This is a genomic window from Streptomyces phaeofaciens, from assembly GCF_014648915.1.
Taxonomy (GTDB): Bacteria; Actinomycetota; Actinomycetes; order Streptomycetales; family Streptomycetaceae; genus Streptomyces; species Streptomyces phaeofaciens.
This window is the reverse complement of record NZ_BMSA01000009.1, coordinates 197,492-214,347: the sequence shown is the minus strand read 5'-3', so window position 1 is coordinate 214,347 and position 16,856 is coordinate 197,492. Positions and strand designations below refer to the sequence as shown.

The 16,856-nt window shown below is 73.9% G+C and carries 12 protein-coding genes; 3 read left to right on the top strand and 9 right to left on the bottom strand.

What is annotated here, in order from left to right; all coding sequences use genetic code 11:
* The first annotated feature begins 453 nt into the window (after positions 1 to 453).
* Positions 454 to 1,569 (top strand): LacI family DNA-binding transcriptional regulator, encoded by a 1,116-nt coding sequence (locus IE275_RS17545; protein ID WP_189712251.1) that lies wholly within the window; start codon positions 454 to 456, stop codon positions 1,567 to 1,569.
* Positions 1,570 to 1,630: 61 nt separating this feature from the next.
* Here the strand turns inward: IE275_RS17545 and gnd are convergent, their stop codons facing one another.
* The gene (gnd, locus tag IE275_RS17540; protein WP_189712250.1) at positions 1,631 to 3,070 is read right to left on the bottom strand and encodes an NADP-dependent phosphogluconate dehydrogenase; all 1,440 of its coding nucleotides are present in this window, start codon (positions 3,068 to 3,070) and stop codon (positions 1,631 to 1,633) included.
* A 167-nt stretch (positions 3,071 to 3,237) separates the two neighbouring features.
* A complete protein-coding gene (locus tag IE275_RS17535; protein ID WP_189712249.1) occupies positions 3,238 to 3,744 on the bottom strand; it encodes a MarR family winged helix-turn-helix transcriptional regulator in 507 nt (168 codons plus the stop codon).
* A 136-nt stretch (positions 3,745 to 3,880) separates the two neighbouring features.
* Here IE275_RS17535 and IE275_RS46820 point away from each other — a divergent pair, with 136 nt between their 5' ends.
* The gene (locus IE275_RS46820) at positions 3,881 to 8,470 is read left to right on the top strand and encodes a hypothetical protein (RefSeq protein WP_189712248.1); all 4,590 of its coding nucleotides are present in this window, start codon (positions 3,881 to 3,883) and stop codon (positions 8,468 to 8,470) included.
* Positions 8,471 to 8,492: 22 nt separating this feature from the next.
* Here IE275_RS46820 and IE275_RS17525 read toward each other — a convergent pair whose 3' ends face one another.
* The 5 genes from IE275_RS17525 to IE275_RS17505 form a co-directional block, all read right to left on the bottom strand.
* Entirely contained in the window at positions 8,493 to 9,032 is a 540-nt protein-coding gene (locus IE275_RS17525; RefSeq protein WP_189712247.1) for a hypothetical protein, read from the bottom strand.
* 298 nt (positions 9,033 to 9,330) lie between these two features.
* Positions 9,331 to 10,968, bottom strand: a complete 1,638-nt coding sequence (locus IE275_RS17520) for a hypothetical protein (RefSeq protein WP_229870318.1) — start codon at positions 10,966 to 10,968, stop codon at positions 9,331 to 9,333.
* Between the two features lie 297 nt (positions 10,969 to 11,265).
* Positions 11,266 to 12,876, bottom strand: a complete 1,611-nt coding sequence (locus IE275_RS17515; protein WP_229870324.1) for a cellulase family glycosylhydrolase — start codon at positions 12,874 to 12,876, stop codon at positions 11,266 to 11,268.
* A 430-nt stretch (positions 12,877 to 13,306) separates the two neighbouring features.
* Positions 13,307 to 13,633 carry a branched-chain amino acid transporter permease gene (locus tag IE275_RS17510; RefSeq protein WP_189712246.1) on the bottom strand — a complete coding sequence of 109 codons (327 nt, stop codon included), beginning with the start codon at positions 13,631 to 13,633 and terminating at the stop codon, positions 13,307 to 13,309.
* Positions 13,626 to 14,327 carry an AzlC family ABC transporter permease gene (locus IE275_RS17505; protein ID WP_229870316.1) on the bottom strand — a complete coding sequence of 234 codons (702 nt, stop codon included), beginning with the start codon at positions 14,325 to 14,327 and terminating at the stop codon, positions 13,626 to 13,628. Before IE275_RS17505 ends, IE275_RS17510 begins: the two co-directional genes overlap by 8 nt.
* A 190-nt stretch (positions 14,328 to 14,517) precedes the next feature.
* Here IE275_RS17505 and IE275_RS17500 point away from each other — a divergent pair, with 190 nt between their 5' ends.
* Positions 14,518 to 14,958 (top strand): Lrp/AsnC family transcriptional regulator, encoded by a 441-nt coding sequence (locus IE275_RS17500; protein WP_189712244.1) that lies wholly within the window; start codon positions 14,518 to 14,520, stop codon positions 14,956 to 14,958.
* A gap of 62 nt (positions 14,959 to 15,020) precedes the next feature.
* On the opposite strand, the gene IE275_RS17495 is transcribed toward IE275_RS17500, so the two are convergent.
* Together IE275_RS17495 and IE275_RS17490 are read right to left on the bottom strand one after the other, a co-directional pair.
* Entirely contained in the window at positions 15,021 to 15,581 is a 561-nt protein-coding gene (locus IE275_RS17495; RefSeq protein ID WP_189712243.1) for a Pycsar system effector family protein, read from the bottom strand.
* A gap of 26 nt (positions 15,582 to 15,607) precedes the next feature.
* Positions 15,608 to 16,834, bottom strand: coding sequence for a hypothetical protein (locus IE275_RS17490; RefSeq protein ID WP_189712242.1), 1,227 nt, complete (start codon positions 16,832 to 16,834; stop codon positions 15,608 to 15,610).
* Between the last annotated feature and the right edge of the window lie 22 nt (positions 16,835 to 16,856).

Genomic DNA, 16,856 nt, shown 5'->3' with positions numbered 1-16,856 from the left:
GGATCAGGCCGGCTCCGGTCCACGGGAGTTGTCGGCGCGGCCGAGCGGGGTCGTGGGGGCCCCTCCCGCTCGAGCGAAGCCGAGAGTGGGGGAGCGTGCAGCTGCAAGGCGGAGAAGGGCGGCAACGCGGTGGGGCACCCCCGGCCGGAGGCTGGGGGACGTTGACAACCGACGACAACGCCGCTGGGGGTCCCCCCTCCGGGGGAGTGCGTGCCGGACCCCGCGACCCCCGGCAAGATCCGAAAGAGAGGCCCTGGGAACCGGACGGGCCCCGGTGGGCCTGTCCGGTTCCCAGGACCCGTCGGCCGGACAGGTCCTTCGGGACCCGTCCGGCCGACGGACGTCGGGTGCACCGCCAGGGGCGGGGCGGAGGCGAACGCTGTCCGGTTTCCGGCGAGGCGCCGCCCGTCTCCGCCACCCTGCGCGGGATCCCGTGTGCAGTAACGTCGAGCCGTGACGGATCAGGCGACCGGGCGCGGCGCGAGCCCCCGTGCGACGGGCGGCGGCGGACGGCGGCGGGGCACGGCGGGCCGGGACAAGCCCAGCACCATTCGTGACGTGGCCGCCCGCGCGGGAGTGTCGGTGGCCACCGTCTCCCGGACCCTGGCCGGGAACTACCCGGTCTCCGAGGGCACCCGGACCCGGGTGATGGCGGCGGTCGAGTCGCTGCACTACGTGGTGAACGTGCACGCCAAGGCCCTGTCCGGTGCCGTGCTCGGCCCGGTCGCCCTGGTCCTGCGGGACATCACCGGACCCTCCCTCGCCCATGTGGCGGCCGGCGTGGAGCAGGAGGCGGCGACCCGGGGACGGCTGAGCCTGGTCTGCGCCACCCATGGGGATCCGGCCCGCGAGGACGACCTCGTGCAGCTCATGCGGGAGCAGCACGCGGCCGCGGTGGTGCTCGTGGGCGGCGCGGAGATCGACGACGCGTACCACGAGCGCATGGCCGCGTACGCGCGCGGTCTGGACTCCGCGGGATCCCGGCTGGTGCTGGTCGGCCGCCCGCCGCCGGCCGCCGGTCTGCCGGTCACGGTCATCGAGTACGACAACCGCGGCGGCGCCTTCCAGGTGTCCGCCCATCTGCTCGCCGGCGGGCACCGGCGCGTGCTGTACCTGGGCGGCGAGGCCGGGTTCACCACGGCCCAGGAGCGCCGCGCCGGCCATCTGGACGCGCTGCGCGCCCACGGGGTGGAGTACGACGGGGAACTGGACGTCCCGGGTCCGTTCACCCGGACGTCCGGCTATCTGCGCACCCGGGACGCGCTGCGGGCGGGGCTGGACTTCACGGCCGTCTGCGCAGGCACCGACATGGTGGCCCTCGGCGTGCTGGCCGCGCTGGGCGAGGCCGGCCTCGCCGTCCCCGGGGACGTGTCGGTCGTCGGTTTCGACGACGTGCCCTTCGCCGCCGACCTGACGCCCGCCCTGACCACGGTCCGGGTCCCCTACGAGGATCTGGGCCGGTCGGCGGTCCGGCTGGCGCTGGAGCGGGAGGAGCGGGTGTCCGGTGACGACCATGTGGTCCTGGGCACCCAGCTCGTGATCCGGCGGTCGGCGGCGCCGCGCGCGTGAACCGACCCCCTCACGCCTCGCCGGCCGCGATGGGCCGGCGAGGGCGACCGGGTGACGGCCGTCAGTCGGACGTCTCCGGGCGGCCGGGCTCGGCCCAGTGCGTGTGGAAGGCGCCGGGACGGTCGGTACGGCCGTAGGTGTGGGCGCCGAAGTAGTCGCGCTGGCCCTGGAGGAGGGCCGCGGGCAGACGCTCGGCGCGCAGGGTGTCGTAGTGGGAGAGGGCGGCGGAGAAGGCCGGGACCGGGATGCCCCGGCGGGCGGCGGAGGCCACCGTCTCGCGCCACGGCACCTGCGCGTCGGTGATCTCCATGGCGAACTCCATCTCGCCGAGCAGGCTGACCAGTTCCGGGTCGGCGGCGTACGCGGCGCGGATGCGGTCGAGGAAGGTGGCACGGATGATGCAGCCGCCGCGCCAGATTCTGGCGACCGAACCCAGGTCGATCTTCCAGCCGAACTCGGCGGCCGCGTCCTGGATCATCTTCCAGCCCTGGTCGTAGGCGATGACCTTCGACGCGTACAGGGCGTGCTCGACCTGCGAGGTGAAGCGGGCGGCCTCGGTACGGCTGAGCAGGGGCGTGGTGCCGCCGGGCAGTCCGGCGTAGGCGGCGCGCAGTTCGCGCTGGCCGGAGGCGGCGCGGGCGAAGGTGGCCTGGGCGATGGCGGTGACCGGGGAGCCGAGGTCGAGGGCGGTCTGGACGGTCCAGCGGCCGGTGCCCTTCTGGCCGGCGGCGTCGGTCACGATGTCGACGAACGCCTGCCCGGTGAGGGCGTCGGTGTGGGCGAGGACCTCGGCGGTGATCTCGATCAGATAGGAGCCGAGCCGGCCCCGGTTCCACTCCTGGAAGACCTCGGCGATCTCGGCGGGGGTGTAGCCGGCGACCTGGCGCAGCAGGTCGTAGGCCTCGGCGATGAGCTGCATGTCGGCGTACTCGATGCCGTTGTGCACCATCTTGACGAAGTGCCCGGCGCCGTCGGTGCCGACGTGGGCGGCACAGGACTCGCCGTCCACCTTCGCGCTGATGGAGTCGAACATCGGGCCCAGGACGTCGTACGACTCGCTGGAGCCGCCGACCATGATCGACGGACCGTTGAGGGCGCCCTCCTCACCGCCGGAGACGCCGGTGCCGACGAAGTGGATGCCCTTCTCGCGAAGGGCGGCCTCGCGGCGGCGGGTGTCGGCGAAGTGGGCGTTGCCACCGTCGATGATCATGTCGCCGGGCTGCAGGAGCGGGGCGAACTCGTCGATGACGGCGTCGGTGACCTCGCCCGCCTGCACCATGATCATCAGGCGGCGGGGGCGCTCCAGGGCGGCCACGAACTCCTCCGCCGTCTCCGCGGGGACGAACGTGCCCTCGTGGCCGAACTCCTCGACGAGCGCGCGGGTGCGCCCGACGGAGCGGTTGTGGACGGCGACGGTGTGGCCGTTGCGGGCGAAGTTGCGCGCGAGGTTGCGACCCATCACGCCGAGGCCGGTGACGCCGATGGCGGCGGTTGCGTTCACGAGGTACGTCCCTTGGATCGGTGGCGTGTTCGACAGCGGGGCGAGCGACCCCGTACCCCCAGGTACGCGCCGTGGGCCGGTTCTTCTCGATGCCGGACCGAAGATCTCGGCGAACGGTCGCCGGGGCGCTCCGGGAGTGCCGCCGCCTCACCCGCGCGAGACAGTTCTCAGCGGCGCCGCCAGGGCAGTACGGCGGGGTCCGTCTCGGTTCCCTCGGCGCGGTGCAGGGCGGCGCTGATCGCCTCGCCGATCTCCGCGAACTGCTCGACCTGCTCGGGGGTGAGGACGTCGAACACGGCCCGGCGCACGGCCTCGACATGGCCGGGGGCGACCTCCTCCAGCAGGGCCTTGCCCTCGTCGGTGAGGACGGCGAGCTGGCCGCGGCCGTCGGCGGGGTCCTCCCGGCGGTCGACCAGACCGACCTCGCGCAGCCGGCTGACCGCGTGGGTGAGCCGGCTGCGGGTGATCTTCAGGCGCTGGGCCAGCTCGGACATGCCGAGCGTGCCGTCGGGCGCGGCGGAGAGATAGGCCAGCAGGCTGTAGTCCGCGTGGGTCATCCCCGCGTCGCGCCGCAGCTGCCGGTTGAGGTGGTCGGCGAGCAGGGTGGAGAACTCGATGTAGGCGAACCAGGCCCGTCGTTCGTCGGCGTTGAGCCAGCGGGGGGTCGTGGACATGGTCACACATTACCCAAACCCCCCTACGTTTGACATTTCAAACGCACATCGGACCCTGGCGCGTGTCAATATGTTTTACATATCAAACACTGACGTTCCCGACGGACTGTCAGTGGCGCGTGCCAAGATCGGTCGTATGCTCGCCCACGCCCTGCTGCCCCCGGAGCCGCACCGGTCCGTCACCTACGCCCTCTGGGTCACGTCCCAGGACCCCGAGGGGGAATCCGCCGCGCTCGCCGTCCTCGACGAGGTCCGGGCGGCGGTGTCATCGGCCCACCCGCGGCCCGGCCGCTGCCTGGACCGGCTCCAGCGCCGGGCGCCGGCGCTGCCACCGGCCCATCTGCCCTGGTTCTGGGACACGGTGGCGCACCGGCTGAGCGGCTACCCCGGACGTGCGGCGGCCAAGGCCTACACCCTGGCCCGCAAGGCGGAGCAGGACCACGCCCTGCCCGTCGACCCCGACTGGCGCCGGGCCAACGTACTGCTGTGCGCGGGCGCCGGGGCGCTGCCCGTCAAGGAACTGAGCGATCATCAGCGCTGGCTGTCCGACCACGCCTCGCCCGCCGAGGCGCACGAGGAGTACGTCCGGGTCCTCACCGCCTGGGCGGCGTCCCCCGGGGAACTGCCGGCCGATCTCGCCCGCCGGGTCCGCGTCTCCACCCGCGCGGCCGGGCTGGACGGCGCCGAGGAGGCCCGGGTGCTGGGCCGACTGCTCGGCTCCGCGCGCGGCAAGGCCGTGCCGGACGCGCTGCTGGAGGCGGCCACCGCCCCGCTGACCGCGCACCCTCAGGACGCCGGGGTGCAGCGGGCGTTGCTCGACCTGTTCCCCGAGTCGCGCAACGACGCGGCGGCCTGGCTGCGACTCCTGCTGCGCGCCGGCGCGGTCGACGCGGCGGGGGACGGCCGGCTGACCCCCGAGGGAGGTCTCGGCGCCTGGCTGGGCAGGTACACACGCGCGTACTCCCACCGGAAGGTGCCCTACGGCGGGGTCTCACGCCAGCCGATGCCGCCGGAGCTGTTCGAGATCGTGGCCCGCTGCGCGCCCGTGCTGCGCGAGGAGGGCGGGCCCGTCCGGCTCCACGAGGACCAGTACCACTACCCGGGCCTCGACGCCGACCTCCTGGACGCCTGCCTCGCCGAGGGCATCGCCGTGGAGGACCCGGGCGAGTCGGTGCGGCTGGAGTTCTGGGGCGAGCGCTCCCGGCGCGACCTGCGGGCGCTGGCCGCCGACCCGGTGTTCGGCGCCCGGCTGGAGGGCACCGTGCACGCGGGGCTGCGCGGCACGGGCACCGCGATCACCCGGCTGCCGCGCAACGCGGGCATCGCCGCCGAGGTCCGGAGCCGGATCGAGGCCCTGCTCGCCGCACTGCGCGGAGGCGGGCTCGCCGCGGCCGACGAGGCGCTGGAGGAACTGGACACCCTGCTGGACCGGCCCACGGCCACCGCCTTGGACGGCATCGAGGGAATGCTGGCCGCGCTGGACCTCACGGGCCCGCTCGCCCGGGCATTGCGCTCGGGACTGCCGGAGGAGCTGGGCTGGCCCGCGCTGGAGGAGGCCATGGCGGGCTACGAGGCGTCCGAGACGCTCCGTGTCACCTGCACCTGGCCGGTTCTCACCGTGTACGGCAGGGACCGGGCCGTCGCCGTGGACCACGCGGGCACCCGCGCGTCGTACTCCTTCCGGGTGCCGGACGACGCGAAGGCCACCACGGTCCATTTCGCGGGCGGCGAGTTCCTGGTCGGCTGGACGGCCGGCGAAGGCAAGGAGGCCACCCGGTCGGCCTTCTGGAGCGGCAGCCCGCAGGACGTGTTCACCCCGCAGGACACCTTCGGGATGCGACCCTGGGGCGGGCTCGTCCAGGGTGGGCTGGGCTACCAGTTCGCGAGCGCGGACGGCGGTGGCCGCCACGACGGCGGGCGGGTCCTGCGCCCCGGCGGGCACCAGGGCATCGGCGGCATCGACCTCCAGATGAGCGACGGCCGGGACGTCTGGAGCGCCGAGGTGTTCCGGGGAGCCTGGACCCGCTGCGAGCCGGTGACCGGGGAGCGCGGCGCCGACCGCACCCCGCCGGACTTCCACCGGGACCGCGAAGTCCCGCCCGGCATGGCGGAGTTCCCGGACGGACACACCCTCGCACTGCTCCCGGAGGGCGCCCCCGGCTCCCCGCTCGGCCAGGACGGACGGCTCGTCGGCTGCCGCGTCCTGCACCGCACGCCCTACTCGGGTCCCTCACCGAGGGAGTTCCTGCTGGAGTCGGTGGACGGCCGCAGCGCCCGCTACCGCAGCCGGCGCCCGGGGCGGCGCCCCTGGGGCGTCGTCCGGTTCCCCGAGGGCGGCGAGGACGCGGTCCTGGCCGGCCTGGAGGACATCCGCTGTCACGCGGCCGGGGACAACTCCCTGCTGTGGCAGGTCCGCGGCTTCCTGCCCGACGCCCGGTACGGCCACCGCGCCACCCTCGGCGAGGGGCACACGCCCGTGCCGCCGCCCGCGTACTGGCACTTCCTCACCCCGCGCGACGCCGGTTCCTCGCGGGCGCTGCGCACGGTGGGCTCCGACACCGTGGGCGCCCTGCTGGCCGCGGCCGTCGAGACCCCTCGGGACGACACCCTGCACACGCGTGTGTCCCGGCTCCTGCCCGAGGTGACCGACCCCCGGATCCTGGCGGGTGTGGTGCGCTCGGCCGAGCTGGCCGCCGACGTGCTGCGGCGCCGGCGGGAGCTGTCCCACCGGGTGTCCGTCCTGCGGGCCGGACCGGTGGTGGACCTGCCCGCGGACGTCCCCGACACGGTCCTCGCCCCGGCCCTGTCCGGACTCCTGCCCGACCGGCGCCCCTACGAGGCCCACAAGCCGGAGGGCCACCCCGGCACCCTCACCGCGGTCGCCGCCGACGGACGCCGGCTGCGCGGCGAGATCGACGAGGAGACCCGGCGGCTCGCCCCGCCCTCCGCGCCGGCCGAGTGGCAGGTGCTGCTCGGCGGGATCGGCGCCGTCGCCTGGCGGGCCTCGGTCGAGACCACGCCGGAGGGCGAACGGGAAGCGCTGGCCGCCCTGTTGGCCGTCTGGCGGACACAGCCGTTCGCCGAGCCCGGCGGTGTCTGGCGCACCGGCCGCGCACCCGAGGAGGAACTCGCCCGGTCCCGGGCCGCCGGGCTGCTCCTCGCCGGCGGCCCCGCGCGCGGTGGCACGGCCCGCTTCCTCCAACGGGCCGGCGACCCGGCACCGGCCCGGACCGAGGAGGACGAGACCGTCACCCTGACCGGGGACGACAGCGTCCGTCTGACCCGTCTGGCGGACCTGGCCGAGCGGCACGGACCGCTCCCCCTCACCCCGGAGGCGGTGCGGCTGTTCTCCCGGCTCACCGGGGTCCGGCGCCCGGTCGCCACGCTCGTCCTGGGCGGTCTGCCGCGGCGCGAACACCACGACGAGCACCAGAAGATGCTGCGCGCCGCACCCTTCAGGGCGAACAGAACGACGGCCGCCGAGTACGACGCCCTGTGGCACCGGCTCGGCCCGGCCGGCCGGCGCGCCGTGCTCGCCGCGGGCGTCCCCGAGGATCCGGCCGACCTGTGGCAGCGGGACGGCATGGACCGGGCAGCGGAACGGATGGCGGCCGTCTGGGCCGGCCTCCTCGGCACGACTCCGTACGTCGACGAGGAACTCGCCGAGGCGCTGGAGAGCGACCTGGGCCTGGGGGCCGAGTGGGCGCGCGGCCTGTCCTGCGGACGCCCGCCCGTCGACGGGCGGGCCGTGGTCCTCGTCGGCGAGCGTTCCGGACGGCTCGCCCTGCGCCACACCGGCCCGGACGGATCCGTCGGGGACCGGGTGCCGGACAGCCGGCCCGGGCACCTGGAGGCGGCGGCGGTCATCGCGTGGGCCCTGTCGGAACGGCCGGTCGGCCATCCGGCCGCCACGGGCGCGCTCCAGCTGTACGAGTGGCTGCGGGCCCGACTGGACGATCCCGGCACCCTGGTGGAGCTGAGCGCCCACCTTCCGCCCTCGGTCCTGGACGGCGCGGCGGACTTCCGGCCGTACGAGGGGGTCGTCCTGCCGTGCCCGCAGCCGCTGTGGGAGGGGCGGGAGCCGGTGGAAGCGGTGCTCGACGACGGTCTGCTGGTCGTCGCCGTCCCGCGGGGAGAGGTCTTCCTGCGCCCGGCCGCGCTGGCGGATCCGGCGCTGGTCGAGGGCGTCCTGGCCCGCTGCACGGACAGGGGACTGACCTGGCTGCGGGCGACCCTGGAGGCGGTCCGGGACATGTTCGAGGGACTGGCCCGGATCGTCGACCGCGCCGCCACGACCCCGGTGCCCGCGGGCGGCTACGAGGCAGATCCGACGCTCAGCGCCCCGGACGCGGTGGCCGGGCACGCCCGCCGGCTCGGCATCGGCGCCGATGCCGCCGCCCTCCATCTCCAGCTGCTGACGCTGGCCCGGCCCACGGACCGCAACATCCGCCGGTGGAACGGCTGGACGGCGGCCCGGCACAAGGCGGCCCAGGCGGAACTGGTGGACGCGGGCGCCGTCGACACGGACCGCCGCCCCCGGGCCGGCCGCACGGTGTTCGTCCCGGGCGCCTGGGAGACCCTCGACGCACCCCATCTGCCGCTGGAGAGCCACAAGTTGGCGGACCATCTCGCGACCGTGTCGGCCAAGGTGGTCCGCGGTCCGTTCCCCCGGCTGCTCGCCCCCGTACCGCTCCACGACCTGTTCGCACGGGCCGCCCGGGAGTGAACTCCCCCGGGCCGTTCGGCCCTCAGGCGGCGTCGGGGGCGTTCCCCGGGTCCGGCTGAGGGCCGACGGCCCGCCCGGTAGCGCGGCGCCAGGCCGGCCTGCTGACCGGCACCTGGGTGAGCCGGGTCCGCTCGGGGTCGATGTAGTGGCGCGCGGTGTTGATGAAGTGCAGCCGGGCGGCCTCCATCCGGTCCCTCGCCTCGTCCCAGTCGTCAGCGCCGGCCCCGGTGTTCCGTACGAACCGGTCGCTGCAGGCCCAGAACACCTCGTCCACCCGGGCGGCGGCCTGCACCACGGCGGGAGAGCCGACCAGCCAGATCGTCCCCAGGGCGACGTTCCACTGCACCCAGTCCACCGCGTCGCCGTGCGTCCAAGCACGGCGTAGTGCGAGCTGGACCCGGGTCGACTCGGCCACGATCGCCGAACATGCGGCGATCTGCTTGTCACGCGCCCAGTGCGCGCGGTCGCTGCGACTGGTGAGGAGCGAGCCGGCCACCACGCCGATCAGCGTGGCCGCCACCCCGCCCACCGTGGTGACGGTCGCGGCCCAGTCCATGGACATCCGATCCCCCTCGCGGCTGCCATACGGGACCTCTCTGCCCACCCCGGTCGTACGGGTATGCCCCGGGCTCCCCTCGGGCGCTGGATTTCGGCCAGGTGCGGCAGCCCGGAGGCGGCACCCGGTGCATGAGGGGAGCGGAACGCCGGACGGGGAAAGGGGACGACCTCGTCGGCGCCGAGCGGCGGACTGCGGGCCGAGGGCGACGCTGATCCAACGCTTCTCCCCGGGCCGGGCCGAGCGGTCGCCGGCGGCCACCGCGGCGAGGATCAGCAGCGCGAGGGCGGCGGTCGGCGGGATCTCAGCGCAGTGTTCCCTTCGACGGCGTGGGCGGCTTCGGCGACTTCTTCGACTTCCTCGACGTCTTCGTGGGCCTGCCCCCCGCGGCCGGGTTCTCGAAGCCGGGCAGGGGGCGCGCGCCGCTCAGGCTGCTGCCCTTGGACTTGGCCTTGGGGGTCGCCCTGGGGGTGGCCTTGGGTGTCGCCCCGGTCTGCCCCTGCCCGGCGGTCTTCGCCCGCTTCCTCTTCCTGGGTTTCGACGGAGCCGGGAGACCGCTCAGCCAACGCCCGGTCAGCCGCATCTCCTCGGCCAGCCGGCCACGCTGCGGTTCGGGCAGCCGCGGCAACCCCCGCTCGGCCTCCTTCAGCAGATACGCGGCACGCTGACGGTCCTGTACCTGTCGTGCGGCGACCAGGGCGTGCCGGATCTCGGCGTCCTGCCGCCGGGCGGGACGCCGTACGGCGCCGCCCTTCACATGGACGATGGTCCGGTGCCGCGGCGGCTCCGCGCCCGGTGCGGCGATCTGCCCGTCGTCCGTGAGCGGCAGCCGGGGCGGAGCGGTGCGCGACGGCACGCCGTGGACGGCGAACGCGCGGTCCGCCTCCCGCTGGCACCACCGCTTGAGCACGCCCGCCGTCGCCGGCGTACCGCACCCGAGGACGGCGACGACGTCCGCCACATAGGGCGGCGGATCGCCCTCCCCGGTCCGCAGCAGGGCCGAGAGGAGCGGGGCGCCCTCGGTGCCGGCGGCCCGTTCCACGGCGACGAGGAGACGCACCCGGGACGGGACGGACAGCTCCGCGAGGTCACCGCCCGCGGCCCGGGCGAGCGCCTCCCACGTGGGCCGGGTGCGCAGACGCGCGGCATCGGCCAGCGCCTCCCGGACCGCGCGCACCTGTTCCTCGGGGGACCGCCGCGCGGGTGTGGCCGTGAGAGGGACGGCCGGGACAGGGCCGCGTCGGCGCGGCCGGCGTTCGGCGCCCGGCACCACGAGCCCCTCGGGGGTCATCGCGCAGGCTTCGAGCGGCACCCAGTCGGTACTGCGCCGGGGGTCCTCCGCCCGCAGCCGGATCCGGCGTACGGCGCCGAGCGTCTCGAAGCGGAAGCGGAGCACATGTCCGTGCTCGTCGTACAGCTCCTCCACGGTGTCCGGGTGGGCCGTGCCCGGGCCGAACACCCAGTCGAGGGTGGACGATTCACGGGTCAGCCGGTCGCGGGTGCGCCGCCAGTCGGTGTGCGGAAGCCTGCTGAACTGGAAGCGGACGTGCTGCCGGGACTCGCGGACCCGGAAGTCCACCACGTCACCGGGCCCGGATCCCAGGTCGTGGGCGGTGACGCGCCCCTTCAGCCGGTGCCGGCCGGCCCAGGCGGCGAGGTCGTCGCGGATGAAGAGGTGGTCGGCGCTCGCCGCGCCGGTCGCGGTGCGGTGGCAGGAGGTGTGCGGGCGGTGCGCGAAGTGGCAGACCTTGTCGCGGTACAGCCGGTCCGACAGCTCGTGGCCGCAGCCGCCGAGCTGCGTTCCGCAGTAGTAGGCGTATGTGGGATGGCGGCGCCGCCAGCGGGTGAGGTCGTCCGCCTCCGTCGGAAGGATGATCGCCCGGGCGGAGCCCGGTGTGCCGATCACCGCCGTCTGCACGAGCCGGCTGTCCGGACCGCTCATGACTCCCCCGAGGCCACGCACCCCACCGCGCGCGGCAGGGCTCTTTCTTGATCGCGCTCAGTATGCGATCCCCTGTCCCGCCGTCACAAGAAGTTCACGGCTGTACTTTCGGCAGCGGTGCTGGTGGCAGGGCTGCGGGGGTGGGGCGAGGGGACGGGTGCAAAGTGCGAGTACGGGGGTGGGTGTGGGTGTGGGTGCGGGTGCCGGTCGGCGGAGGTGACGGCTCCGCCGACCGGCGGGGTGGCGGCCGACCGGCGGAGCGGTGCCCGGTCGGGCAGCCGGAGTGAGGGTGTCCGGTCAGGTGGTGGCGCAGGTCGTGCCGTTGAGGGTGAAGGCGGCGGGTGCGGTGTTCGTGGCGCCCTTGGCGCCGATGAAGCCGACGGTCACCGAGCCGCCCGCGGGGATGGTGGACGTGTAGGAGGCGGGGGCGACGCTCACCGTGCCGCCGCTCTGGGTGGCCGTCCCGCCCCACATGTTCGTGACGGTCTGGCCGTCGGCGAAGGCGAAGACCAGCTTCCAGCCGGTGACGGCGGCGGTGCCGGTGTTGCGCAGGGTGATGTCGCCCTGGAAGCCGCCGGGCCACTCACCCACGACGCGGTAGCCGACCGAGCAGGGCGTGGCGGGCGCGCTGCCGGTGGTGACGTTCACCGTGCCCGAGCGGGCCGAGCGGTTCCCGGCGGCGTCCCGGGCGTAGACGGCGAAGCTGTAGGCCGTGCCGGCGGTGAGGCCGGTCACCGTGACCGCGTTGGTGGTGGACGCGGCGACGGCGCTCTCGGAGCCGCCGCCGATCCGGACGACGTCGTACCCCGCGACCCCGACATTGTCGGTGGCGGCGCTCCAGCCGAGTGTGACGGAGGTGGCCGTCACCGCGGAGGCGGTGGGGGTGCCCGGGGTGCTCGGGGCCTGGGTGTCGCCGGGGGTGCCGCCGCCGTAGACGGTGGCCTCCCTGGCCGTCTGGGCGATGCCGTTGGTGCCGTTGAAGATGCGCTGGCCCCAGGAGCTGAGGCGGCTGGGGTCGAAGTCGGTCGCCAGGTCGAGGATCGGGTCGGTGTTGCCGCTCCAGGACCAGGCCAGGTAGCCCAGCTTCAGCTGCTGGGCGGTGGCCATCATGGTGTCCTCGTCCGGGTCGCCCCACTGGTCGGCGGGGCCACCGAACTCGCCTATCAGGAGGGGAAGTCCGGCGTCGACGAAGGCATGGAGATAGTCGGTGATCTCCGCCGCGGTGTCGAAGACGCTGTACATGTGGATCGAGAAGATCAGGTTGCCGGTGGGGTCGGCGGCGTACACGGACTGGGCGTTGGCCCGCATGACGCCCTGCCAGTCCTGGCCCCAGTTGGGCGCGTCCACCATGATCGTGTGCTGGAGACCGGCGTTGCGCAGCTTCTGGATCGCGGCGATCGTCGGGGCCGTCCAGCCCGCGGGATCGGTGTTGCCCCAGGGCTCGTTGCCGATGTTGACGACGACGTAGTCCTCCTGCCCGGCGAGCACGTCCTTCAGGCCGATCCAGTAGTCGGCGGCCTGGTCGAGCGTGCCGGCGGCGGTGTCCTCGCCGTAGCCCGTGGTGTCGTGCACCTCCAGGACGCAGATGAGGCGGTTGGCCTTGCACTGGCTGATGACGTTCGCCACGTCCGAAGGGCTGTTGGCGCTCCAACGGTGGCCGTCGGCGAGGACGACCCGGACGGTGTTGGCACCCAGCGCCTTGATGTCGGCGAGCGACTGCGTCTCGCCCGGGTACCAGGTGTGGGCGTGGTTCACGCCGCGCATCACGAAGTCGTTCCCGTTGCCTTCGAGGAGCCGGCCGTCGCTGATGTGCAGGCCGGTGGCGGCGAGGTCGCCGGAGGCCGTCCGGGCCTGGGCCGTGGCCGGGGAGAGCACACCGAGGGCCACGAGCCCGAGGAGCACGGTCAGCCGGACCAGACGGGTGGCGTACCGGCGGGCGGAGGCGGCGTACCGGCCCGCGTCGCGTTCAGAGCTTCGTGTCGCGCTTCGTGTCGCGCTTCGTGCCGCGCTTCGTGCCGCGCTTCGTGTCGCGCTTCGTGCCGCGCTTCGCTTCGTGCTTCGTGCCGTGCTTCGTGTCGTGCTTCGTGCCGCGCTTCGTGTCGCGCTTCGTGCCGCGCTTCGCTTCGTGCTTCGTGCCGTGCTTCGTGTCGTGCTTCTTGTGGTTCTCACTGCGACTCCTGGGAGTGAGGCCAAGAAACTCGGGTGGGGGGAGCGGAACACTGCGTGAGAGTGCCTGAGCATGTGCATGTGTGGGAGCGCTCCCATAAAGCCATCACGCCAAGTACACGTCAAGACATCGCGCAGCGCGCCCCGCCCGGAGGGCAGAACGCGGACGCGCTCAGAGGGCGTTGAGCAGGACGACGTACACAGCCGTGCCGAACCCGACGCTGAGGATGGTGCGCCGGCCGAAGGCCAGGTGGACGGCGATGGTGACGGCCACCGCGAGCAGCGCGTACCGGGTGCCGTGCGGGTCGGTGGCGATCGTGCCGCGCAGGGCCGTCACGGCGAGGATCGCCAGGATGCCGACCGGCATCCACGCCGCCAGCCGCCGCACGATCATCGAGTCGCGCAGCCGGCCGAGCACGACGAAGGGGACGGCACGCAGGGCGAAGGTGATCGTGAAGACGATCGCCAGGACGGCGACGAGGTACGAGGTGCTAGGCATCGGCGGTCTCCGGTGCGGGTCGGCGGGCGGTGAGCGCGTGGCGGGCCAGCAGCAGGGCGACGAACAGCAGCAGCGCGGCGAACAGGGCCAGGCCCGGGGCCAGGACGAGCGCGACGGTGACGCTCGCGCCGGCCAGCAGGACCGAGGGAATCTCCCGGCGGGAACGGAAGGCGTCCAGGGTGAGCACGGTGAACAGGGCGCACAGGGCGAACTCCAGGCCCTTGACCGGCGCCGGCAGGACCGCGCCCAGGGCGACGCCGACCAGTCCGCCGCCGACCCAGTAGATCTCGCAGGCGATCTGGAGGGCGAGCAGACGCTCGGCGGAGCGTTCACGCTCGGGCAGGGAGGCGTTGACGGCGTACGCCTCGTCGATCATCGCGTAGACCGCGTACGCCTTGGCCACCGGGTGCCTGACCAGGTGGAGCGGGAAGGAGAACGCGTAGAAGACGTGCCGGAAGTTGACCACCAGCACGGTCAGCGCGATCGCGGCCAAGGGCGTGACGCTCGCCGTCATACCGACCAGGAGCAGTTCCAGGGAGCCGGCGAACGCCGACAGGGACAGGGCGGGCGTGAGCCACCAGGGCAGCCCGGCCTGGAGGACGAGCAGCCCGAGGGCGATACCCAGGGGGAAGATGCCGAGGCCGGCGGAGAAGGAGTCCCGGACGCCTGCGGCGATCCGGCCGCGCCGGTCCACGAGAGCCTCAGGCGTCCTGGCAGCCCCGGGAGCCTCAGGCGTCTCGGCAGTCCGTGGCGTCGGCACCGGCGTCGACGAGGTCGGAGTCGGAGGAGAAGCGTGTTGCTGCACCCGTCCATCGTCTCGTGAAAGCGGCGCCATGTGGTTGCGAAGATTGCGCTGATCATGACCTGAGGTGCAATCTTCTGCTATGGATGCGATCGACGGTGCAATCATTGCCGAGCTGGAGCGGGACGGACGGCTCACCAACGTGGAGCTGGCGCAGCGGGTCGGGCTCACCACCGGGCCCTGTCTGCGGCGCGTCCAGCGACTGGAGGCCGACGGGGTGATCCAGGGGTACCGCGCGGTGATCGACCCGGTGGCCCGGGGGCGGGCGTTCGAGGTGCTGATCGACCTCGGTCTGGAATCCCAGGACGCGGAGACCGTGGAGCACTTCGAGCAGACCCTGGCCGAGGCCGAGGAGGTGCTGGAGCTGCGGAGGCTGTTCGGCACCCCCGACTACTTCGTGCGGGTGGCCGTGGCCGATCTGCCGGCCTACGAGACGTTCCTCAGTCAGCGGGTCATGACGATCCCGCGGATCAAGAACGTCACCTCGCACTTCACGATGAAGACCGTCAAGGCCGCGCTGTAGCGGTCCCGCCCGGGGAGCCTGCCCTGGGCACTCCTCGCGATGGGGCGGGAAGCGGCGACCGTTCAGCGCGCTGTCGTCGCGACCGCCGCCGCCCCGGCCGCCAGGAACACCACGGCCCACCGCATCCAGCGGTACTTGACGGCGAGGATGGCCCCGAGCACGCGGGCCTGGTCCAGCATCCAGCGGACGGGGTCCCCGCCGGCCGCGAGGACGGCCGTCGCCAGTTCCCCGGGGCCGGCCTCGGCGTGCAGGGTCGCCACCGAGGGGCCGCGCCCGGCGTCCGTGGCCCTCGGCCCTCGCCGGGGACTTCCCGGCGGTCGGGTGCGCGGCAGGATCACCATGGTCAGCATCATGATCCCCGCGCACCAGAGCCCGGCGCCCACCGCGCCCACCGCGCCCACCGCGCCGGAAGCCCCGGGCCCGTGCCCGGCCGACACGACGAGCACGGAGACGGCGACGACGCCCGAGAGCAGCACTGACGCCTTGGTGTCCGCCCGTGCGACCTCCTCACGTGCCCAGGTGAGGAGCCGCTCCGCGACGAACCGGGGGCCGGGTTCGTCCAGCGTGCCCCGCGCCGGACCGGGCACCACGGCCCGCCGCCGGGACGGCTCGGGATCCGTCACCGCCATCACCCTCCCCTCCCCTTCCCTCAGGCCCCCGAGCCGCCGTGACCGCCCTGACCGCCCTGAACACCGGTACCGTCCGAGCCGTCGGTCGTCGTACCGGAGGACCCGGTGTCGTCGGCGCCGTCCTCCTGCTCCCAGAAGAGGCTGCGCCGGGGTGTCGAGCCGTTCGCCACCTGCGGGCGCGGGTCGGCGGTCACCCTGCGCATGCCCGACCGCAGGAACTCCACCACCACCATGGCCTGATCGCCCAGTTCCCAGCGTTCCAGCAGTCCGCCGTCGATCAGCCGGGACATCAGCTCCATGACGTCCTGGCGCTCCTCGCGCTGCTCCTTGCGGAACATCTGGCGGATGTCCTGGAGGTCTTCGGGGTTGCGGGCCATCATCTGCGCCATGACGGTGTGGTCACCGCCGTCCATGGCGTGCTGGAACTCGCGGGTCCAGATGCGGATCAGCTCCCGCTTGCCCTCGTCGCGGCCGAGGTTCTCGCCGTGGTCCTGGATGAGCTTGTCCGACGAGATCGTCACGAACACGTCGAGTTCCAGGCCGAACCGGGTGCCCAGGTCGTGGCCGTCCAGGGCCGCGTGGACCGCGTCACGGACCTCCTCGGCGCGCCGGATGGAGTAGCCGCGGGAGACATCGCGCAGCCGCTGCTCCAGTTCGGGGACGAGCAACGCGGCGACGTCGGAGACCTGGCTCCGGGCGACCAGGAAGGGGTCGTTCACCTGCCAGCGGACGCGGATCGCGGTGGGAAAGGACCGGCCGGACTCCGCGGCGGGCAGCTGGGCCTCGAACGCCACGGTGTGCCAGCCCAGTTGCAGTTCCAGGGCGGCGAGGGGGCGCGGGAGCCAGCGCAGCAGCCACGCGCTGAGCACCCGGCGCGGCAGCGGGCCCTCCTCCCCCTCGGGCCGGACCACCCGGGGGCGTCGGTGGCGGTAGTAGAGCACGGCCGCGATCTGCGCGCTGCTGTGCCGGTAGGGCCAGGCCGGTCGGTACTCGCGGATGAACGGACCCGCCAACTCCTGTGCGGGTGAGGGGAGTTGTACGGGGTGTCTGGAAGGCTCCGGTGTCCAGGCGGGCGCCGCACGGAAGACCGGCCCGGGGGCGGGCTGCGGCACGGAAGCCTGCGGTGACGACACCGGGGCCTGTGGCGGCACCGGGTTCAGGGGGTTCATGTGCGGCGCGGGGTGCATGGGGTTCATGTGCGGCGCGGGATTCAACGGGTTCATGTGCGGCGCGTTCTGGGCGTTCATCTCACTCCGTCCTCTCGGTGGC

Coding starts and splice junctions, on each gene's coding strand:
- IE275_RS17535 (WP_189712249.1), bottom strand. CDS start 3,744: ATGTCCACGACCCCCCGCTGGCTCAACGCCGACGAACGACGGGCCTGG.
- IE275_RS46820 (WP_189712248.1), top strand. CDS start 3,881: ATGCTCGCCCACGCCCTGCTGCCCCCGGAGCCGCACCGGTCCGTCACC.
- IE275_RS17525 (WP_189712247.1), bottom strand. CDS start 9,032: ATGTCCATGGACTGGGCCGCGACCGTCACCACGGTGGGCGGGGTGGCG.
- IE275_RS17520 (WP_229870318.1), bottom strand. CDS start 10,968: ATGAGCGGTCCGGACAGCCGGCTCGTGCAGACGGCGGTGATCGGCACA.
- IE275_RS17510 (WP_189712246.1), bottom strand. CDS start 13,633: ATGCCTAGCACCTCGTACCTCGTCGCCGTCCTGGCGATCGTCTTCACG.
- IE275_RS17500 (WP_189712244.1), top strand. CDS start 14,518: ATGGATGCGATCGACGGTGCAATCATTGCCGAGCTGGAGCGGGACGGA.
- IE275_RS17490 (WP_189712242.1), bottom strand. CDS start 16,834: ATGAACGCCCAGAACGCGCCGCACATGAACCCGTTGAATCCCGCGCCG.